We start from the raw sequence: 19,485 nt of genomic DNA, 5'->3' as shown, positions 1-19,485 counted from the left end.
AGGCCCCATGTGCGACGACCCCATCCCGCCCGCCGTACGCGACGCGCTCCGCGACTACCGCCGGCTGCTGGACGAGCACGGCCCCGCCTGGGGCGAGGACCCGATCACCTACGTCCGGCAGATCGAGACCAGCGCGTACCTCATGGACGAGCAGGCCTTCTGGATCACCTGCCTGAACCTCGTGGTCGAACGCTTCCCCGGCGCCGGCGACGCCGAGCTGGAGGCCCGCATGGCCGAACTCGACCCGCACGAGATCATCCGCGCCGCGCTCGCCGGCCAGGTCCTCGACAACCTCGCCGCGCTGCGCCTCGCCCCCGGCGCCCCGCCCCGCCTGGAGGCGCGCCCGCAGGCCGTCCTGGACGGCCCGTTCAGCACGGGCCTGCTCCTCGACTCCGCACGCGACGAACCCGTCACCGTCACCGTCGGCGGCGAGGCGTACCACCTCCCGCCCCGCGGCGCCCGCCTCGTGCGCGTCACCCCCGGCACCCCCGTCACCGCCGGCGGCGAGAGCGTCTCCCTCGCGCCCCTCGTCCGCCCCGCCCGGCCCGCCACCCTCCGCCTCCGCGCCGGGATGCCCTGCCGCTGGTCGGTCACCGGCGCCGACGGCCAGGGCTGGTACCCCGACGGCGCCCCGCCCCGCCTCGACGCCCACCGCCGCCCCTACTTCCACGGCGACGACCTCGTCCTGACCGTCCCCGCCGAACCGCTCACCGTGCGCGTCACCCGCGGCATGGAGTACACCACCGAGGAGCGCACCCTCACGCCCGGCGACGGCACCGTCCTCGAACTGGCGCCCCGCCGCCTCTACGACGCCGCCGCCCGCGGCTGGTACGGCGGCGACATGCACGTCCACATGAACTGGACGGGCGACATGGTCGGCACCCCCGGCCACGCCGCCTCCGTCCAGCACGGCGAGGACCTGCACCTCCTCAACCTCGTCGCCGGCAACGTCGCCTCCGAGCGCGTCTACGACCGCGAGGCCCTCGAACACTGGGCCGGGCAGGACCTGCCCTGGTCGGACGCCACCCACATCGCCCGCCTCGGCGTCGAGTACCGCAACGACCTCCTCGGCCACCTGTACGCGTTCGGCGTCGACGCCCCGCCCGGCCGCTACCACACCGGCTTCCTCGGCACCGCCGACTGGCCGCCCAACAGCGAGGGCTGCGCCGAACTCCGCGACCTCGGCGCCGTCCTCGGCTACAGCCACCCGTTCCACATCCCGATCGACGCCACCGCCCCGCCCGCCTTCGCCCTCACCTCCGGCCGCAACTGCTCGGCCCGGGAGGTCGTCGCCGACGCCGCCCTCGGCCTCATCGACAGCCTCGACGTCCTCAACCACTCCTCGATCCACGCGACCGCCGTCGTCTACCGGCACCTCCTCGGCGCCGGCAACCGCCTCGCCGCCACCGCCGGCACCGACGCGATGCTCTCCTTCGCCCGCCGCGGCAACCAGTCCAGCCCGCCCGGCTGGGAACGCGTCTACGCCCGCGTCGACGGCCCCCTCACCGCCGCGTCGTTCGCCGAGGCCATCCGCCGCGGCCGCACCTTTGCCACCACCGGCCCCTGGCTCGAACTCGACACCGCCGGCCTCGCCCCCGGCGACACCCTCGACGCCGCCCCCGGCGACCGTGTCACCATCACCGCCCGCACCATCGGCCCCGAGGTCGCCCACCTGGAGATCCGCACCGCCGACGGCGTCCTCGCCGAAGGCCCGCCCCCCGAACTCACCGCCGAACTCACCGTCGGCGAACCCACCTACGTCGTCGCCGTCGCCTCAGGCCCGCCGCACGAGCGCTCGTACCACCACACCGGCGCCTACGCCCACACCAGCCCGATCTACGTCCACGTCGGCGGCCGCCACGTCGCCCGCGAGGAGGACATCGCCTGGTGCCTGGAGTACCTCGACGCCTTCGAGGAGATCCTGCGCGCCCAGGCCACCATCGAGACCCCGGCCCAGCTCACCGACCACCTCATCCTCCTCGACGAGGCCCGCTCCACCTACCGCTCCCGCCGCGGCGCCTGACACGCGAGGCATGAGCGATGAAAGAGCACGGACCGGGAGCACCCCGCAGTTCTCCCGGTCCGTGCGTTCTCGGGGCCCTCTTCTAATCGAGGTCAGGGCCGTAGACCTCCCATAGTTCGCCCGCGAAGAAGCGGCCGAAGTCCAGCAGGGCGGCCGGGCCGGCGGGGCCCGACGTGCGGAACGTCGTCAGCTGGCGGGCGAAGTCGGTGAGCTGGATGTGCAGGACGCCGGCGCCCAGGATCCGCGCGTCGCCGGCGTCCCCCGTGTCCTCTGCGTCGTCCTCGTCGGCGTGGCCTTCGAGGATCGTGCAGTAGAGCGTCGAGGTGTCGGGCCAGATGCGGGTGGGCGGGCCGTGCAGGACGTTCTTGCGGCCGATCAGGGTGCGGGGCCGGCCCTCGCCGTCGGTGAAGTGCAGTCGGTACTTCATCAGGCGGCGATCTTCGGCGCCCCCCGGCGCGAAGAGGTTGAACCAGCCCCGCTGGACCGGGCGGCGGCCCCCGTGACCGGCCGCGTCGATCCACCCTTCGGCCCGGGCGGTGTACCCGGGCTCGGCCAGGAAGCGATCCACGTCGTCGGCGGTGATGGTGAGCCGGAACGAGAACCGCTCGCGGTCCTCGCTCAGCTCACCCGCCCGTGGATCGTCGGTCCCCGAGGTGATGAACCCCTTCATCTCCTCGGTGAACGACAGTGACGTACGGCCGGAATCCCCGCCGGGCGGGGTCCCCGCTTCCGTGCCGTACGCCGTGCCGCTCACCACCCCGCCGGGCGAGCCGGTCCCCGCGACCGGCTCGGCCCCCGTGGCGGCGGGACGGGACGCGCCCTCCAGGATCCGCGTGGCCATCCGGTCGGCCATCGCGGCGATCGTGAGCGAGGGGTTCGGGCCCACCGGCCCCGGCATCGCCGCCCCGTCGGCGATGTACAGGCCGGGGAACCCGAACACCTCGCCGAAGGCGTCGCAGACGCCCTCGGCCGGGTGGTGCCCCATGGGGGCGCCGCCCAGGGGATGGACGGTGACGACGCGCTTGCGGAACCACATCGGGTTGTCGGCGTAGTCCGCGCCGAGCACGTCGGCGATGCCCTCCATCGTCTTGCGCAGCCGCTCGAAGTGGGCGGTGCTGCTCTTGCTGGTCCAGTCGGCGGTGAGCCGGCCCTCCTCGAGCCCGAGGACGCCGTCGGCGGTGTCGCGGCCCATGCCGAGCAGCGGCAGCGAGCTGACCGACAGCGCGCCGTCGCCGATCAGGTCGGCCAGTTCCTCCGACAGGTTGGTGTCGGGCGCGCCGCTGAAGAACTCGGTGAACCGCGCCCACAGGAACTTCACCGCGCGGTCGACCTGGTCGCCGAGGTCGAGCGGCTGGACCATCCAGTCGACGAAGCCGGGGTAGCCGCCGTCCTCGATGTAGGCGCCGCGGCCGGCGCCCGGGTGGCCGTCCAGCTCGTCGGGCAGCCGGATCGCACTGGTGATCACCGGGCCGCGGCTGGCGTCCAGGGGCCGGACGCGGTCGCGGTCCTTGGCCTTGAGGAGGAACGTCAGCAGGTCGCCGTTGCCGCAGAAGCGGGTGCCCAGCGCCGGGCTCAGGCCGGGGAACTCCCGGCGCGACCTCAGCAGCAGGCGGGTGGTGCCGTACGTGCCGGCGCCGAGGATCAGCCGGTCGCAGGTGATGGTCCGCAGCGGGCTCCGGACGCCGGCGTCCATGTCGTGCACGACGTGGTCGACCTCGTAGCCGCCGCCGGGGCGCGGCCGGATCGCCTTGACCTCGTGGCCGGTGCGCAGGTCGGCGCCGTGATGGGCGGCGGCCGACAGGTAGTTGTGGTCGAGGGAGTGCTTGGAGCCCTCGTTGCAGCCGATGTCGCACTCGCCGCACATCCGGCAGGTGCGGCGCGGGACGCCGTGCAGGTTGCCGTACGCGGGCTCGGCGATCGGCAGGCCGATGCCGGGGGCAGCGCCGCGCCGCGGGGCGAAGCCGACGGCCAGCGGCGGCAGCGCCCAGTTGAGGCCGAGCTCGGCGGCGGCGTCCTGCATCGCGTGGGTCTTGGGGGTGTCGGCGAACGGCGCCCGGCCCAGCGGGTACGGCACCGCGTCGATCATGTCCTCGACCTGGTCGTAGTGCGGGTCGAGGTCGGCGCGGCCGATCGGCCACGGGTCGTGGCCGCCGTCGGCGTTGTCGGTGACGAACCAGTTCTCGTCCTTGCGCAGCAGGACGTTGGCGTAGATGAGGGAGCCGCCGCCCAGCCCGGAGGCCACGACGGAGTCGCAGCCCTTGAAGCTCCACACGTCGAACATGCCGTACAGGCCGTGGCCCGGGTCCCAGAACGCGCGCCCCATCTCGGCGGGGGAGCGCGGGAACGAACCGGGCGGGAACGGCCGGCCGCGCTCCAGCAGCACGACCCTCTGGCCCGCCTCCGCCAGCCGGTAGGCGGCGACCGAACCGCCGAACCCCGAGCCCACGACGACCGCGTCGACGTGCTCGGTGCTCTGCTGAACGGACATCTCAGGCGGCCTTCCGGTCGGTGCTGTGCTTCTTGAAGTGCTCGACGATGCGCGGGTAGACGTCCTGGTGGGCGTTCTTGCCGAGGATCGGGTCGATGTGGCCGTAGCCGGGGAGGACCTCCAGCTCGTGCCGGCCGGGAACGATCTTCGACAGCGCCCGGTGGCAGACGATGTTGGAGTCGGTGAAGATCCGGTTGTGGTCGCCGGTGGTGAACAGGATCGGCGTGGTGATCTCGGCGGCGCGGGCCAGGTAGTCGGCCGGCAGCGCCTTGAGCTTCGGGTCGCGCACGTCGTACCGGACGGCCTTGCCCGCCTTCACCATCTTGCGGATGTGCCGGTAGTAGTGGACGGTCGAGGCGCCGTTGATGTCGGCGAGGCGGTCGTGCCGGTGCGTCTCGGGCGCGAGGTTCTCGTGCATGAAGAACCCGGGCCGCCCGCTCGCCCACATGAAGCTCTGCATGTGGCACGCTGGCTCGTCGCACTCGGGGTGGAACGCCGAGATGACCTTCGACATCAGCCACCGGCCGCTCAGCTTGGGCGCCTCGGTGAACCGCGGGTCGATGTACGGCGAGCCGAGGACGTAGTCGGCGAAGTCGGGGCCGACCGCCATCTTCACCTTGGACCAGGCCGGCACGCGGGGGGTGAGCGAGACGCTGTTGACCACGAGGCTGGCGAAGTCGTCGTCGCGGACCACGCCGCCGAACAGGCTCATGCTGAACGACAGGGCGCCCAGGCAGTGGGCGAACACGTGCACCCGCCGGTCGCCGATGTGCCGGCGCAGCTCGGCCATCGCGGCCGGGTAGTCGAACAGCGCGATGTCGTCGAGGGACCAGCGCCGCCCGCCGGTGTTGTACGGGAAGCGGTTGCTCATCCGGAAGTCCAGCGCCCACACGTCGCCGAAGCCCTCGTCCAGCAGGTGGCTCACCATGTTCCGGATCTCCGGCATGGTGAACAGGTCGCTGGCGGAGGTGAGCCCGTGCATGAGCAGGACGACGTCATCGCTGTCCTCGCGGTGGAACCGCGAGAGCGTCAGCAGCAGGTCGTCCTCGGTCGTGAACGGATGCAGCGACACCGCGGCGTCCTTGACGCCCTCACCCGAGAATCGTCGGATTCGGCGTGCCATGTCTCAGTCCTCCCGGATCAATGTCGGTCCAACCTTGCCAGCCCCCCAGGTCACCGCGGCATCGTGGAAAACCCGTACTCGCGTGGTGGACCCGTGGGGGCCGTGTGAAATAAGAGTCCGTTTTGGGGCGTCCGGTTCATTCTCGTCCGGATCTTGGTCCGGAGGGGACGCCGGGGTGGCCGCTCGGGCGGTGTGAGCGGGCGATGTGAGCGGGCGGCGGGAGCGGGCGGTGTGAGCGGGTGTCAGGCGTCGCGGCCGGCGGCGTGCCGGTCGAGCGCGGTGGCGACGCCGACGCGGGAGGAGACGCCGAGCTTGCGGAAGACCCGCGACAGGTGCGTCTCGACCGTGCGGACGCTGAGGAACAGCTTCTCGGCGACCTGCTGGTTGGTGCAGCCCTGCGCCACCAGCGAGGCGATCTCGTACTCCCGGGGGGACAGCCCGAACGGCTCCTCGCCGCTGCCGCCGGGGCGCGGCCCGGCGACCCGGACGCCCAGCCGCCGCTGCTCCCGCACGGTCTGCGCGGTCAGCGCGGCGGCCCCGCACGCCTCGAACAGCGCGGCGGCGGCGCGCAGCCGCGCGCGGGCCGGCTCCCGGTCGCCGGCGGCATGGTGGGCCATGCCCGCGGCCAGTTCGGCGCGGCCGGCCTCCAGCCGGCGGCCGGCGCCGGTGAGCAGGGCGGCGGCCTCGGTGGCCAGGACGGCGGCGCGGGCCGGGTCGGCCGGGCGCGCGGCGTGCGCGTGGGCGAGCCGGATCAGCCCGGCGTCGGCGGGCACCCCGATGGTGCCGAGCACGTCGGCGATCTCCGCCCAGCGGGCCGGGTCGCCCTCCTTGCGGCCGGACTCGGTGAACGCCAGCAGCTCGGCGCAGCTCAGCAGCGTGGAAGGATCCAGCTTCGGGTCGGACGGGTCGCCGCAGGCGTCCAGCAGCGCGGCGGCGCCCTCGTCGTGCCGGCCGGCGTTGATCAGCGCGACGGCGCGGCCGTAGCCCGCCATGGCGCCCCACCACTCGCCGGCGCCGAGCTCGCCGGCGACGGCCTCCTCGCCGTACCGCAGCGCCTTGTCGTGCTCGCCGGACCAGCTTGCGGCCAGGCACTGCTGGGTGAGCCCGAACACCAGCGCCTCGCTGGAGCGCAGCAGCCGGGCGGTCTCGGTGGCCTCCTCGGCGGCGTCGGCGGCCTCCTCCAGGCGGCCCAGCAGCGTGCACGCGCGCGCCCGCGCGTTGAGGAGGTAGGTGATGTACGAGGCCTGGCCGGTGGCGCGGCAGACGGCGGTGCTGCGCTCGATGTGGCGCAGCGCGTCGTCGTACCGGCCCATCATGATCTCGGTCCAGCACAGCCAGGGGACGGTATCGAGGGCGTCGGCGATGTGCGCGTCCGGCGCGGCGGTCAGCAGCCGGTCGGCGGCCTCGGCGTAGGCGCCCGCGTCGGCGACCCGCCCGGTGGCGTACGCGGGCAGCACCCGCAGCGAGGCGACCGCGAGCCGCAGCCCGGGCTCCCAGTCGGGGGCGTTCTCGGGCATCCGGTCGAGGACGGCCTGGGCGCCGCGGGTGTCGATGCGCATCAGCCGGTCGGCGACCAGCCGGACCCGCAGCAGGACCGCGGCGGCGGCCTGCGGGTCGGGGATGCGGTGCAGCTCGTCCAGGACCATCGCGCGGGCTTCCTGGTGGCGGTGCAGCTGCCGCTCGATCACCGCGCACATCTGGACGGCGCGGGCGCGCCGGGCGTGGTCGCCGGGCGGCAGCAGCCGCAGCAGCGTGCGGGTGGTCTCGCGGCCCTCGACCAGCCGGCCGCTGACGGTCTGGGCGTGCGCCAGCTCGGCCAGCAGCCCGACCCGGTGCGGCCGGTCCGGATCGGCGGCCTCCTCGCCGGGGGCGGGCTCGGGGTCCTCGGGCATGAGGCGCAGCGCGGCCTCGAACCAGTGCGCGGCGGTGGCCGGCGCCTGCGGCGCGACCGCGCGGGCCGCCGCCACCAGCGTCGTGATCGCCGACCGGTCGCCGTACCGCGCCGAACGTTCCACATGGTGGGCGCGCAGCGTGGCGGGGGCGCCGAGGCCGGCCAGGTACGCGGCGATGCGGGCGTGCGCGGCCAGCCGCCAGCCGGCCGCGGCGGAGCCGTACACCACGTGCCGGACCAGCGGGTGCCGGAACCGGAACCGGCCCGCCGAGGCCGGCCGGACGACGTCGCGGGCGGCGAGGTCGTCGAGCGCGGCCAGCGCCGCGGCCTCGGGCAGCTCCGCCCCGGCGGCGGCCAGCGCGGGCTCGAACTCGTCGGCGGCGACGGCGGCGGCGCGGGCGACCAGCAGCGCGGTCTCGTGCAGGCCGCTCAGCTCGACCTGGAGCGCGGTGCGCACGGCGGGCGGCAGTTCGGTGATCTCGCCGAGGTCGGGCAGCGCGCCCCAGCGCCCGGGGCCGGTCTCCTCGGGCAGCGGGCCGTCCCCGGCGCCGCGGGCGAGGGCCTCCAGGTAGAACGGGTTGCCGCCGCTGGCCTCGTACAGCGCCTGGCAGCGGGAGCGGGCGACGCCGGGGCCGAGGAAGCGCTCGACCTCGGCCTCGGTGAACGGGTCGGCGGTGACGCTGACTCCGTGCTCGCCGGCGACGTCGACGAGCGTGGCCAGCCGCGGCGAGGCCTGGGCGGGCCGGTAGGCGACGCCGATCAGCACCCGGGCCCGGGGCGGGTGGCGGACGAGGTAGCCGAGCAGCTCGATGGAGGCGTCGTCGGCCCAGTGGACGTCGTCCAGCAGCAGGACCAGGCCGGTCCCGGCGGCGAGCCTCTCCAGCAGGTGCCGGACGGCGCGGTGCAGCTGGTAGCGGGCGACGCCGAGCGCGCCGCCGTCGCCCGCGGCGGCGTCGGCCGTCGCCTCGGTGCGGGCGGTCGCGGCGGGTACGGCGGGCAGGGTGGGCACTTTGCTCGTTCCGCCGGCGGGGACCGCGGCCGGGACGTCCTGCGCTTCGGCGGCGGTGCCGGCCAGCGCGGGGAAGACGGTGGACAGCAGCCGCGCGGTGGCCGGGTCGAGCTCGGGGCGGCGCTCCTCCAGCTGGTCGTCCAGGGCGTCCACGAGGGCGGCGAACGGCATCTGCTGCTCGAACTCGGCGGCGCGGCCGGCCAGCACGGGCAGCGCGCGCCCGCCCGCGGCGGCGGCCAGCTCGCCCAGCAGCCGGGTCTTGCCCGCGCCCGGGTCGCCGGACAGCGCGAGGAAGCGGAACGAGCCGCCGATCGCGGCGTCGAGCGCCGCGTCCAGGACACGGAGGGCCTCCCGCCGCCCGACGAGCGGAGCGCCGTCGGTGGCGGCCGTGGTGCGGGCCGCGCGACCCTCCATCAGTCTCCTTGCGGGGGGAGCCACCGGCTGTCGTCCGGTGGGGACGTCGATCCCTGACCTCTGGTGATTCGGTGATTCGCGCCCGGTCCGTCAAGGGCCGGCCCGGGCTGGACGGCGGGTAATACTACTGGTCCTCGAGACGAGGGGTACAGTGCCGCCGGTCTCGGACCAGGCCGCCGTCCCCCGCGTCCCTTTCATGTGCTATCAACCGTCATCGCGGCCCGTGTGTCAACAGGGCCGGACGATGACGCCGCGTGACCTATTCTCGCAGCCGCGTCCAAGATCTGCGCGGCGAATCGGCGACCCGGCTCAGCGCGACCAGCAGGACCGGCGGGCGTCCGGCCCGGTCCCGGCCGAGCCGCCGCATGAACGACAGCTGCTCCAGCGTCGGCGGGCCCGCCGCGAGGCTGCGCAGCGTGGCGGTGGAGGCGTCGGCCCGGCCGGTCCGGACGAGATAGGCGGCCGACATCGCGCCCGTTCGGCCCACGCCCGCGCCGCAGTGCACGAACACCGGCCCGCGCGCCCGCTCGACCACCGACACGAACCGGTCGACCTGGGCGTCCGTGGGCGCCTGGCCGTCGCGGACGGGCAGCCGCACGACCTCCAGCCCGGCCCGGCGCGGGCCTCGAGCGGCCTCGCGCGCGGGCCTCTCGGCGCGCAGGTCGACCACCGTCCGGACGCCGAGCCGGGCCAGCCGCCGGTAGCCGCCGGCGGTCGGCGCCGCGCCCCGCCACACCCGGTCGTCCACGTGCGCGAAGCGCTTGATCCCCGGCACCGCGGCGGGGTTGGCCGGGCGCGGCGGCGCGGCCCGCTCGGCGTTCCTGGCGGCCCCGCTCATGGCGAGGATGACCAGGGTGACCACGAGCCAGATCAGCGCGTATCCGGCGATGCCCCCGGCGAGGAACCACGCGACGATGCGTGTCGGCCGCATCAGACGATCTTAACGAAGGGCGGGCCGCGGGCCGCGGATCAGCCCAGGCGCGCCGCCGCGTCGTCCCAGGCGGCGGTGCCGGCCGGCTCGTACCGGCGCAGCGGCTGGGTGCGGGCGACCAGGTCGCGCATCTCGGCCAGGCCGTCCACCACGCCGTGCGCGCGGGCCTGGACCAGGACGTTGCCGAGCGCGGTCGCCTCGACCGGGCCGGCGACGACCGGCAGCCCGCAGGCGTCGGCGGTCAGCCGGCACAGCAGCTCGTTGCGGCTGCCGCCGCCGACCAGGTGGACCACCTCGACCTCGCGGCCCGACAGCCGGACCGCCTCGCGCAGGGTGCGGCGGTGCGCCAGGGCGAGGCTGTCGAGCACGCACCGGACGATCTCCGCGCGCGTCCGCGGCTCGGGGAACCCGCGCCGCACGCAGTGCGCCGCGATCCGGGCGGGCATGTCGCCCGGCGGCAGGAACTCGGGGTCGTCGGGGTCGATGAGCGCGCGCAGCCCCGGCACCCGCCCGGCCTCGGCGAGCAGGGCGGGCAGGTCGGGGGAGCCCCACGCGCGCATCGACTCCTGGAGCAGCCACAGCCCCATGACGTTGCGCAGGTAGCGGACGGTGCCATCGATCCCGCCCTCGTTGGTGAAGTTGGCCTTGAGGCTCTCCTCGCCGAGGACGGGCTCCGGCAGCTCGACGCCGACCAGCGACCACGTGCCGCAGGAGATGTAGCCGAACCGGTCCGTCGTCGCGGGCACGGCGGCGACGGCGGACGCGGTGTCGTGGGAGGCGACGGCCGTCACCGCCAGCCCGGCGGGCACTCCCGTCTCCTTGACCACATCCGGCCGCGGCCGCCCGATCGGCTCGCCCGGCTCGCGCAGCGCGGGCAGCAGCGCGCCGGGCAGGCAGAGCCGGTCCAGCAGCGGCCGCGACCAGGTCCCCGCGCGGACGTCGAGCAGCCCGGTGGTGGAGGCGTTGGTGCGCTCGGCGCCGATCTCGCCGGTGAGCCAGTACGCCAGCAGGTCGGGGATCAGCAGCAGCGTCCGCGCCCGTTCCAGGCCGGGCCCCTCGGCCAGCAGCTGGAACACGGTGTTGAACGGCAGGAACTGCAGCCCCGACACCCCGTAGAGGACGTCGTCGCCGACCTCGCCGCGGACCCGGTCCATGATCCCGTCGGTGCGCGCGTCGCGGTAGTGGACGGGGTTGCCGAGCAGCTCGCCGTCCGCGCCGAGCAGGCCGTAGTCGACCGCCCACGAGTCGATCCCCGCCGAGACGAGGCCGGGCGGGGCCGCGCGCAGGCCGTCCAGGACGTTGCCGTACAGGCCGAGGACGTCCCAGTGCAGGGTGCCGTTGACGCGCACGGGCCGGTTGGGGAAGCGGCGGACCTCGGTGAGGTCCAGCGTTCCCGCGCCGATCCGGGCGGTGATCACGCGCCCGCTGGACGCGCCGAGGTCGACGGCCGCGAACGTCGCGCCGTCCGAGGGGGAGGGGTTCATCGGTGTGCCGTTCAGGTGACTGTGCCGGTCGGGACGTTCGGGTTGTTAAGGGCTTTCAGGACGCCGAGGTGACGAGCAGGACTTCCAGGGTGCGCGGGCCGTGCACGCCTTCCACGCGCGACAGCTCGATGTCGCTGGTCGCGGACGGGCCGGAGACGAACGTGAGGGGGCGGGCGGGGTCGAGCCGTTCGAGGCCCTCGGGGACGTCGGCGGCGATCCGGTCCGCGGGGACCACGATGAGGTGGTAGTCGGGGACCAGCGACAGCGCGCGCGGCCCCTGCCCGGGGCCGTGGTCGAGCACGATCGTCCCGGTCTCGGCGATCGCGACGGCGCAGCCGGTGACCGCGCCCGCGAGCCCGTCCAGGTCGGCGACGGGCGGGTCGGCGGCGAGCCGGTCCGCGGGCACGGCCGACAGCCACCCGGCCGGCAGCCCCGCCGGGACCCCGTACGTGCCGGTACGGGCGGCCAGCGCCGCGGCGACCGCGTCCGGCAGCTCGCCCTCGGACACCGTGCGGACGGCGGCGCGGTAGTCGGCGACCCGCTCGGCCAGCAGCTCCACGATCCCGCCGTCGTGGTGGCGGCGCAGGTAGGAGCGGTCGATCGCGGCGTAGTCCGCGGCGATCTCGGCCGCGGGCCGGGCCGGTGTGATCCGCTCGATCCGCCGCAGGATCTCCTCGCGCGCGCTCATCGGCCGCCCCTCCGGTCCTCTCGCGTACCGCCCTCGGTCCGCTCCCACCAGGCGCGGAACGACTCGCGCGGCGGCGCGGGCGCGTCCCGCGTGTCGGTCCAGGCGCTCAGCGGGCCCGGCAGGCGGCGGATCCGCCCGTTGCGGCCGACGACCCACCGGCTCGCCGACGCCGCCTTCTGCGCCAGCCCGAGCCGGGCGGGGGAGCGCAGCGTCCAGCCGGCCACGCCCATCACCATCTGCTCGCCCGGATGCTTGCGCGAGGACTCCACGGCGCGGGCGCGCAGGTGCACCAGCACCTCGGGGATGTCGATGGCGACCGGGCACGCCTCGAAGCACGCGCCGCACAGCGTCGACGCGTACGGCAGCGAGGAGTCCACCTCCGAGCCGATCCCGCGGATCTGCGGCGACAGGATCGCCCCGATCGGGCCGGGGTAGGGCGAGCCGTAGGCGTGGCCGCCGGCCCGCGCGTACACCGGGCACACGTTCAGGCAGGCCGAGCAGCGGATGCAGCGCAGCGCCTGCCGCCCGACCTCGTCCTCCAGGGTCGCGGTGCGGCCGTTGTCGAGCAGCACGAGGTGGAAGTCGCGCGGCCCGTCGCCGGGAGTGCTGCCCGTCCAGGTGGAGGTGTACGGGTTCATCCGCTCGGCCGTGGACGAGCGCGGCAGCAGCTGCAGGAAGACCTCCAGGTCGCGCCAGCTCGGCACCAGCTTCTCCACGCCCATCACCGAGATCAGCGTCTCGGGCAGGGTGAGGCACATCCGGCCGTTGCCCTCCGACTCCAGCACCACCAGCGTGCCGGTGTCGGCGACGGCGAAGTTGACGCCCGACACCGCGACCTTGGCCGACAGGAACTTGGCGCGCAGGTGGCGGCGGGCGGCCTCGGCCAGCTCGGCGGGGGAGTCCGACAGCCCCTCCGGCGCGTCCGGCATCTCGCGGCGGAAGATGTCGCGGATGTCGGACCGGTTGCGGTGGATGGCCGGGACCAGGATGTGCGAGGGCCGGTCGTCGCCGAGCTGGACGATCAGCTCGGCGAGGTCGGTCTCGTACGCGGCGATGCCCTCCTCGGCCAGCGCCTCGTTCAGCCCGATCTCCTGGGTGGCCATCGACTTGACCTTGACGACCTCGGTCTCGCCGGTCGCCTTCACCAGGTCCGCGACGATCCGGTTGGCCTCGGCGGCGTCCCGCGCCCAGTGCACGGTGCCGCCTGCCGCGGTGACGTTCTCCTCCAGCAGCCGCAGGTAGTGGCCGAGGTTGGCGAGGACGTGGTCCTTGATCTGCTTGCCGGCCTCGCGCAGCGCGCCCCAGTCGTCCAGCTCGGCGACCGCCCCCGCGCGCCGCCCCCGGATCGTGGACGTGGCGTGCGCCAGGTTGTGCCGCAGCCGCGTGTCGCCCACCGCGCGGCGCGCCGCGTCCGGGAACGCGGGCATGCCGATGTAGGTCGGCATCGCTGTGTTCGCTGTGTTCCCTGCGAGCCTCCGGGGCGCTTTGAGGCGCCGCCTTCCCTCGTCGCTCTGGTCGCTTCGCTCCCGCCGCTCCTCAGTCCAGGCGGCGCCGCGCCCCTCCGGCTCGCTCGCCGGGTTCCCCGGGGAGTTCTGGACGCTCATGCGGGCTCCTCTTCCGTGGCGGCGAGGATCTCGGCCAGGTGCACGGTGCGGACACCGGACCGGGTACGGGTCAGCGCGCCGCCGATGTGCATCAGGCACGAGTTGTCGGCCGAGCACAGCGCCTCGGCCCCGGTCCGCCGCACGTTGGTGACCTTGTCGGCGCACATGGCGGCCGACACGTCCGGGTTCTTCAGCGCGAACGTCCCGCCGAACCCGCAGCACTCGGTGGCCTCGGGCAGCTCGACCAGGTCGATGCCGCGCACCTCGCGCAGGAGCCGCAGCGGGCGGTCGCCCACATGCAGCATCCGCAGCGAGTGGCAGGTCGGGTGGTAGGTGACGCGGTACGGGAAGTACGCGCCCACGTCGGTCACGCCGAGCACGTCGACCAGGAACTCGGTCATCTCGTACACCTTGGGCACGAGCTCCCCGACCCGTTCCGCGAACCGCCGGTCACCGCTCTCGGAGGCGATCTTGGGATGCCAGTCGCGGACCATCGCCGCGCACGACGCCGACGGGGTCACCACCGCCTCGTACCCGGCGAACGCGTCGGCGAAGCCGCGCACCATCGGCGCGGCCTGCCCGCGGTAGCCGGTGTTGAAGTGCATCTGGCCGCAGCAGGTCTGGGCCATCGGGAAGTCGACGTCGTGGCCGAGCCGGCGCAGCAGCCGCACCAGCGCCCGCCCCGTCCCCGGGAACATCGTGTCGTTGAGACACGTGACGAACAGCGCGACCCTCACAGCGCCTCCCCCTCCGGCTCCCCCGCCATGGCCTGGTCGTTCCCCGTCAGGGGGCGGGCACGCCGGCTGGAGTCGCGGACGACCAGCTCGGGCTGGAACATCACCTGCTGGTGCGCGTGGCCGCCCGGATCGTCGCACTCCTCCAGCAGCAGCTCGGTGGCGATCCGGCCGAGCTGGTAGGTGGGCTGGCGGACCGAGCTGAGCGGTACGGCGGCCGCGGCCGAGAACTCGATGTCGTCGTACCCGATCAGCGCGACGTCGGTCGGGACCTTGACGCCGGCCTGGAGCAGCACGCGCAGCACACCGAGCGCGAGCAGGTCGTTGGCGCAGAAGACGGCGTCGGGCAGCGGACCGCCGTCCAGCAGCCGCCGGGCGGCCTCCTCGCCGGCCCGCGCGTTCATCGCCGGGACCGCCAGCTCGCGCAGCGCGTCCTTGCCGAGGCCCGCCGCGCGGAGGGCCCGCAGCGCCCCCTTGCGCCGGTCGGCGCACTGGCGCAGCGCGGCCGGGCCGGTCACGTACACCAGCGAGCGCGCCCCGTCGGCGAGCAGGTGCCCGACGGCCAGCTCGCCGCCGGCGACGTCGTCGACCGCGACCGAGCACTGGTTGGCGCGCGGGGTCGGATGGTCCAGCAGGACGACCGGGATGCCGCGCTCGCTGAGCCGGTCGGTGTTCTGCCCGTCGTCGCCGACCGGGGTGATGAGCACGCCGCGGACCTGCTGCTCGGCGAACACCCGGATGTTGCGCCGCTCGCGCTCGCCCGACTCGGCGGACGAGGACAGCAGTACCGCGCAGCCGCGCTCGCTGGCCACGTCCTCGACCCCGCGGGCCACGTCGGTGAAGAACGGGTTGGCCAGGTCGAGGACCATCAGGCCGACCGTGCTGCTGTGCCCGGCGCGCAGCGTGGACGCCGAGCCGTTGCGGACGAAGCCCAGCTCGCGGATCGAGCGCTCGACGCGCTCGCGGGTCCCGGCGGCCACCCGCTCGGGGCGGTTGAGCACGTTGGAGACCGTGCCGGGGGACACCCCCGCGTGCTCGGCGACCTGCTTGATCCCCACGGTGCCCACTGTGCGCCCCCGGTCTCGTTTCCGCTGGTGTGCCGCGCTCACTTTGGGACATGTCTTTAAAACGTGTCAAGCCTGTCGTCGGAAGTTTCGCCGCCGGTCATCCGCGTCCGGACCGGCCGCGGGAGCCGGCCCGAAGATCCCTTCAGCCCCGGTGGCATCGGGGTTCACGGCCGCTTCCAGGGGATCTTCCCCGAAGTTGCCTCTTGACGGGTGCTCGCGGTCACATCTAGCGTCCTCCGCAACATCCTGTTAAAACGTTTTTCATCATCCGGTTACAGATCACCCCAGCGAGGAGGGTGGCCGTGAGCGCACCCGCTCGGTCGGCGCCGCCGACATTGGCACTGGTCAACGTCAGCAAGTCGTTCGGAGCCGTCAAGGCCCTGCAAGGCGTCACCCTGGAGCTGCACGCCGGCGAGGTCCACGCGCTCGCGGGCGAGAACGGCGCGGGCAAGTCCACAGTCGTAAAAACGTTCGCAGGCGTGCACCGCCCCGACGCGGGCGAGGTACGCGTGGACGGCGAGCCCGTGGAGTTCGGCGGACCGGCCGACGCGCAGCAGGCGGGCGTCGCCGTCATCTACCAGGAGCCCACGCTGTTCCCCGACCTGTCGGTCGCCGAGAACATCTTCATGGGCCGCCAGCCCCGCGCCGGCCTCGGCCGCATCGACCGCCGCACCATGCACGAGCGCACCGCCGAGCTGTTCGCGCGGCTCGGCGTCGCGCTCGACCCGCAGCAGCCGGCCCGCGGCCTGTCGATCGCCGACCAGCAGGTCGTCGAGATCGCCAAGGCCATCTCCCGGGACGCCCGCGTACTGATCATGGACGAGCCCACCGCCGCGCTGACCGGCCAGGAGGTGGCGCGCCTCTTCACCGTCACCCGCACGCTGCGCGAGCAGGGCTGCGCGATCCTGTTCATCTCGCACCGGCTGGAGGAGATCTTCGACCTCTGCCAGCGGGTCACCACGCTGCGCGACGGCACCTACATCGCCACCGAGCCGGTCGACGGCCTCACCCCCGACGACCTGGTGCAGCGGATGGTCGGCCGCGAGCTCGACGACCTCTACCCCAAGCAGGAGGTCGAGCCCGGCGAGGTCGTGCTGAAGGTCTCCCGCCTCACCCGCGAGGGCGCGTTCACGGACGTGTCGTTCGAGGTCCGCCGCGGCGAGATCGTCGCGCTGGCCGGGCTGGTCGGCGCGGGCCGCAGCGAGGTCGCCCGCGCGATCTTCGGGGTGGACCGCTGGGACGCCGGCGAGGTCGAGGTCGCCGGGAACAGGCTGCCCGCGGGCAGCCCGACCGCCGCGATGTCGGCCGGCGTCGCCCTGGTCCCCGAGGACCGCCGCCAGCAGGGCCTGGTGATGGACATGTCCATCGAGCGCAACATGGGACTCACCCAGCTGCGCTCGCTGCGCAAGGCCACGAAGAAGGGGCCGTTGATCTCCCGGAAGGTCGAGCGCGACCGCGCCGCCGACTGGGCCCTGCGGCTCCAGCTCAAGTACGCCCGGCTGTCCGACACCGTCGGCGTGCTGTCGGGCGGCAACCAGCAGAAGGTCGTGCTCGCCAAGTGGCTGGCCACCGAGCCCGCCGTGCTGATCGTCGACGAGCCCACCCGCGGCATCGACGTCGGCACCAAGGCCGAGGTGCACCGGCTGCTGTCGGAACTGGCCGCCCAGGACCTGGCGGTACTGATGATCTCCTCCGACCTGCCCGAGGTGCTCGGCATGGCCGACCGCGTACTGGTCATGCACGAGGGCCGGCTGACCGCCGAGATCGCCCGTGCGGACGCCACCGAGGAGTCGGTCATGGCGGCGGCGACCGGACGCAACGGCAACGGCGACGGCGCGGGAAAGGCGGCCTGAGACGATGACCGTACTCGCCGAATCCCCCACCAGACCGCCCGCGAACGGGCGGCCCGCGAGCGGCGGGCGCCGGCTGGTCGACGCGGTGCTGCGCGCCCGCGAGATGAGCATCGTCGGCGCGCTGGTCGTGCTCGTGGTCGTCACCACGATCGTCAACCCGCGGTTCCTGTCGGCGCAGGGCGTCGAGGACATCTTCCTCAACACCTCGATCCTGGCGCTGCTGGCCGTCGGCCAGGCGATGGTCGTGATCACCCGCAACATCGACCTGTCGGTCGGGTCGGTGGTCGGCCTGGTCGCGTTCGTCACCGGCGACTTCGCCTCCGGCACCGACCGCAACGTGCTGCTGATCGCGGCGCTGGGCATCGGCATCGGGCTGCTCTGCGGGCTGGTCAACGGCCTGCTGGTCAGCTTCTGCCGGGTCCCCGCCCTGGTCGTCACGCTGGGCACCCTCTACGTGATCCAGGGCCTGGACTACTACATCGCCAGCGGCGACCAGATCAGCGCCTCGGACCTGCCGTCCTCGGTGCTCTCGCTCGGCAACGACGCGATCCTCGGGATCCCGTACCTGCCGATCATCACGGTCGTGGTGATGCTGCTCATCGGCCACTACCTCCGCTCCTACTCCTCCGGCCGCGAGTACTACGCCATCGGCTCCAACCCGGAGGCCGCGCGGCTGGCGGGCGTCCCGATCCGGCGCCGGGTGCTGACCGCCTACCTGGTCAGCGGCGCGCTCGCCGGGCTGGCCGGCGTGCTGTGGCTGGCCCGGTTCGGCACCGTCGTCGCCGACGCCGCCAACGGCTGGGAGCTCAAGGTCGTCAGCGCCGTCGTGGTCGGCGGCGTGGCGATCGTCGGTGGTGTCGGCACCGTGTACGGCGCGGTCCTGGGCGCCGCGCTCCTGACGATCATCGGCAGCGTGCTGGTGGTCCTCAAGGTCAACCCGTTCTGGCAGGACGCCATCACCGGCCTGCTGCTCCTGCTGGCGATCAGCGTGGACCGGCTCATGGCGCTGCGGACGACCCGGGCACTGAAGGTCAAGTCCAGGTCCCGGCGGAGCCGCCGCCGGGCCAACGGCAACGGCAGGGCCACGGCCGCGGCGGCGGCCCGCGCCCCGGGCGAGGGCACGGGCACCGGCCCGGGCAAGGGAGAAGGGAACGACCGCGATGAGGTTTGACGCGCGCGGCCTGGTCCGCTGGGAGACCGCCGTCACCCTGCTGCTGGTCCTGGTCTTCTTCGGCGGCGCCGGGATCTCCCCGGACTTCGCCAACTCCGACAACCTGTCGTTCGCGCTCGGCGACCTGAGCGAGATCGCGCTGATCGCGCTGCCGATGACGCTGCTGGTCGTCTGCGGCCAGGTGGACCTGTCGGTCGCCTCCGTCCTCGGCCTGTGCAGCGCGCTCACCGGCGGCCTGTGGGACGCCGGCTGGGCACTGGAGACGATCATCCCGCTGGTGCTCGTCGTCGGGCTCGTGTGCGGGCTGGTCAACGGCCTGCTGGTGACCCGGCTCGGCCTGCCGTCGCTCGCCGTCACCATCGGCACGATGACGCTCTACCGGGGACTGGCGTACGTGGTGCTGGGCACCGAGGCGGTCGCCGAGTTCCCGCAGCAGTACACCGACCTGGCCACCCAGACGGTGCCGGGCACCCCGATCCCGTACCCGATCGCGCTGTTCATCCTGCTGGCGGCCGTCACCGCGGTCACCCTGCACGCCACCGGCGTCGGCCGCTCGCTGTTCGCGATCGGCTCGCAGGAGGACGCGGCGTACTTCGCCGGCATCCGGGTCAAGCGGATCAAGCTGATCCTGTTCGTGGTGTCCGGCCTCGTCGCGGGCCTCGCCGGGATCATCTACACGCTCCGCTACGGCAGCGCCCGCGCCGACAACGGCCTCGGGCTGGAACTGACCGTCATCGCGGCGGTGCTGCTGGGCGGCATCGACTTCGACGGCGGGAAGGGCACGCTCGGCGGTGTGATCGCCGCGGTCCTGCTGATCGGCCTGCTGCGCAACCTGCTGATGCTCAACGACGTCTCGACCGAGATCCAGTCGGTCGTGACCGGGCTGCTGCTGATCATCTCCGTGCTCACCCCGCGGCTGATCGCCGTGGTCCGGGAGGCGCGGGGGAAACGGGGCGCGCGATCCGCGGCCCCGGCGGCCGCCCCGTCCTGACCCCGGGATCACCC

At 74.1% G+C, this 19,485-nt stretch carries 13 protein-coding genes; 4 read left to right on the top strand and 9 right to left on the bottom strand.

Going from position 1 to position 19,485, the window contains the following annotated elements; translation table 11 throughout:
* Window positions 1-7: 7 nt before the first annotated feature.
* Window positions 8-2,023 (top strand): CehA/McbA family metallohydrolase, encoded by a 2,016-nt coding sequence (locus AB0881_RS09140; RefSeq protein ID WP_366615562.1) that lies wholly within the window; start codon window positions 8-10, stop codon window positions 2,021-2,023.
* A gap of 82 nt (window positions 2,024-2,105) precedes the next feature.
* On the opposite strand, the gene AB0881_RS09135 is transcribed toward AB0881_RS09140, so the two are convergent.
* The 9 genes from AB0881_RS09135 to AB0881_RS09095 all read right to left on the bottom strand — a co-directional run bounded on the left by AB0881_RS09135 (window position 2,106) and on the right by AB0881_RS09095 (window position 15,447).
* On the bottom strand, window positions 2,106-4,511 hold the full coding sequence (locus tag AB0881_RS09135) for a GMC family oxidoreductase (RefSeq protein WP_366615561.1): 2,406 nt from the start codon (window positions 4,509-4,511) through the stop codon (window positions 2,106-2,108).
* A 1-nt stretch (window position 4,512) separates the two neighbouring features.
* Complete coding sequence (locus AB0881_RS09130) at window positions 4,513-5,634, bottom strand: alpha/beta hydrolase (protein WP_366615559.1); 1,122 nt, start codon at window positions 5,632-5,634, stop codon at window positions 4,513-4,515.
* A gap of 242 nt (window positions 5,635-5,876) precedes the next feature.
* Window positions 5,877-8,948: an AAA family ATPase gene (locus tag AB0881_RS09125; RefSeq protein ID WP_366615558.1), complete on the bottom strand. Its 3,072-nt coding sequence runs from the start codon at window positions 8,946-8,948 to the stop codon at window positions 5,877-5,879.
* 259 nt (window positions 8,949-9,207) lie between these two features.
* A complete protein-coding gene (locus tag AB0881_RS09120; protein ID WP_366615556.1) occupies window positions 9,208-9,879 on the bottom strand; it encodes a dual specificity protein phosphatase family protein in 672 nt (223 codons plus the stop codon).
* A gap of 38 nt (window positions 9,880-9,917) precedes the next feature.
* Window positions 9,918-11,363 (bottom strand): rhamnulokinase family protein, encoded by a 1,446-nt coding sequence (locus AB0881_RS09115; protein ID WP_366615554.1) that lies wholly within the window; start codon window positions 11,361-11,363, stop codon window positions 9,918-9,920.
* 55 nt (window positions 11,364-11,418) lie between these two features.
* On the bottom strand, window positions 11,419-12,051 hold the full coding sequence (locus tag AB0881_RS09110; RefSeq protein WP_366615553.1) for an LUD domain-containing protein: 633 nt from the start codon (window positions 12,049-12,051) through the stop codon (window positions 11,419-11,421).
* Complete coding sequence (locus tag AB0881_RS09105) at window positions 12,048-13,478, bottom strand: LutB/LldF family L-lactate oxidation iron-sulfur protein (RefSeq protein WP_366615656.1); 1,431 nt, start codon at window positions 13,476-13,478, stop codon at window positions 12,048-12,050. Before AB0881_RS09105 ends, AB0881_RS09110 begins: the two co-directional genes overlap by 4 nt.
* A gap of 173 nt (window positions 13,479-13,651) precedes the next feature.
* A complete protein-coding gene (locus AB0881_RS09100; RefSeq protein ID WP_366615551.1) occupies window positions 13,652-14,392 on the bottom strand; it encodes a (Fe-S)-binding protein in 741 nt (246 codons plus the stop codon).
* Complete coding sequence (locus AB0881_RS09095; RefSeq protein ID WP_366615549.1) at window positions 14,389-15,447, bottom strand: substrate-binding domain-containing protein; 1,059 nt, start codon at window positions 15,445-15,447, stop codon at window positions 14,389-14,391. The genes AB0881_RS09100 and AB0881_RS09095 overlap by 4 nt, the downstream gene beginning before the upstream one ends.
* A 311-nt stretch (window positions 15,448-15,758) precedes the next feature.
* Between AB0881_RS09095 and AB0881_RS09090 the strand changes: the two genes are divergently transcribed.
* From AB0881_RS09090 to AB0881_RS09080, 3 genes are read left to right on the top strand one after another with little or no spacing between them, the layout of a single operon-like run.
* Window positions 15,759-17,309: a sugar ABC transporter ATP-binding protein gene (locus AB0881_RS09090; RefSeq protein WP_366615548.1), complete on the top strand. Its 1,551-nt coding sequence runs from the start codon at window positions 15,759-15,761 to the stop codon at window positions 17,307-17,309.
* A gap of 4 nt (window positions 17,310-17,313) precedes the next feature.
* Window positions 17,314-18,480, top strand: a complete 1,167-nt coding sequence (locus AB0881_RS09085; protein WP_366615547.1) for an ABC transporter permease — start codon at window positions 17,314-17,316, stop codon at window positions 18,478-18,480.
* Entirely contained in the window at window positions 18,470-19,471 is a 1,002-nt protein-coding gene (locus AB0881_RS09080; RefSeq protein WP_366615545.1) for an ABC transporter permease, read from the top strand. The genes AB0881_RS09085 and AB0881_RS09080 overlap by 11 nt, the downstream gene beginning before the upstream one ends.
* The last annotated feature ends 14 nt before the right edge of the window (window positions 19,472-19,485 follow it).

Source organism: Spirillospora sp. NPDC029432 (assembly GCF_040703975.1).
In the GTDB taxonomy this organism is placed as follows: Bacteria; Actinomycetota; Actinomycetes; order Streptosporangiales; family Streptosporangiaceae; genus Spirillospora.
Note: the sequence above shows the minus strand (reverse complement) of the source record. Positions and strands in the feature narration are given on the sequence as shown.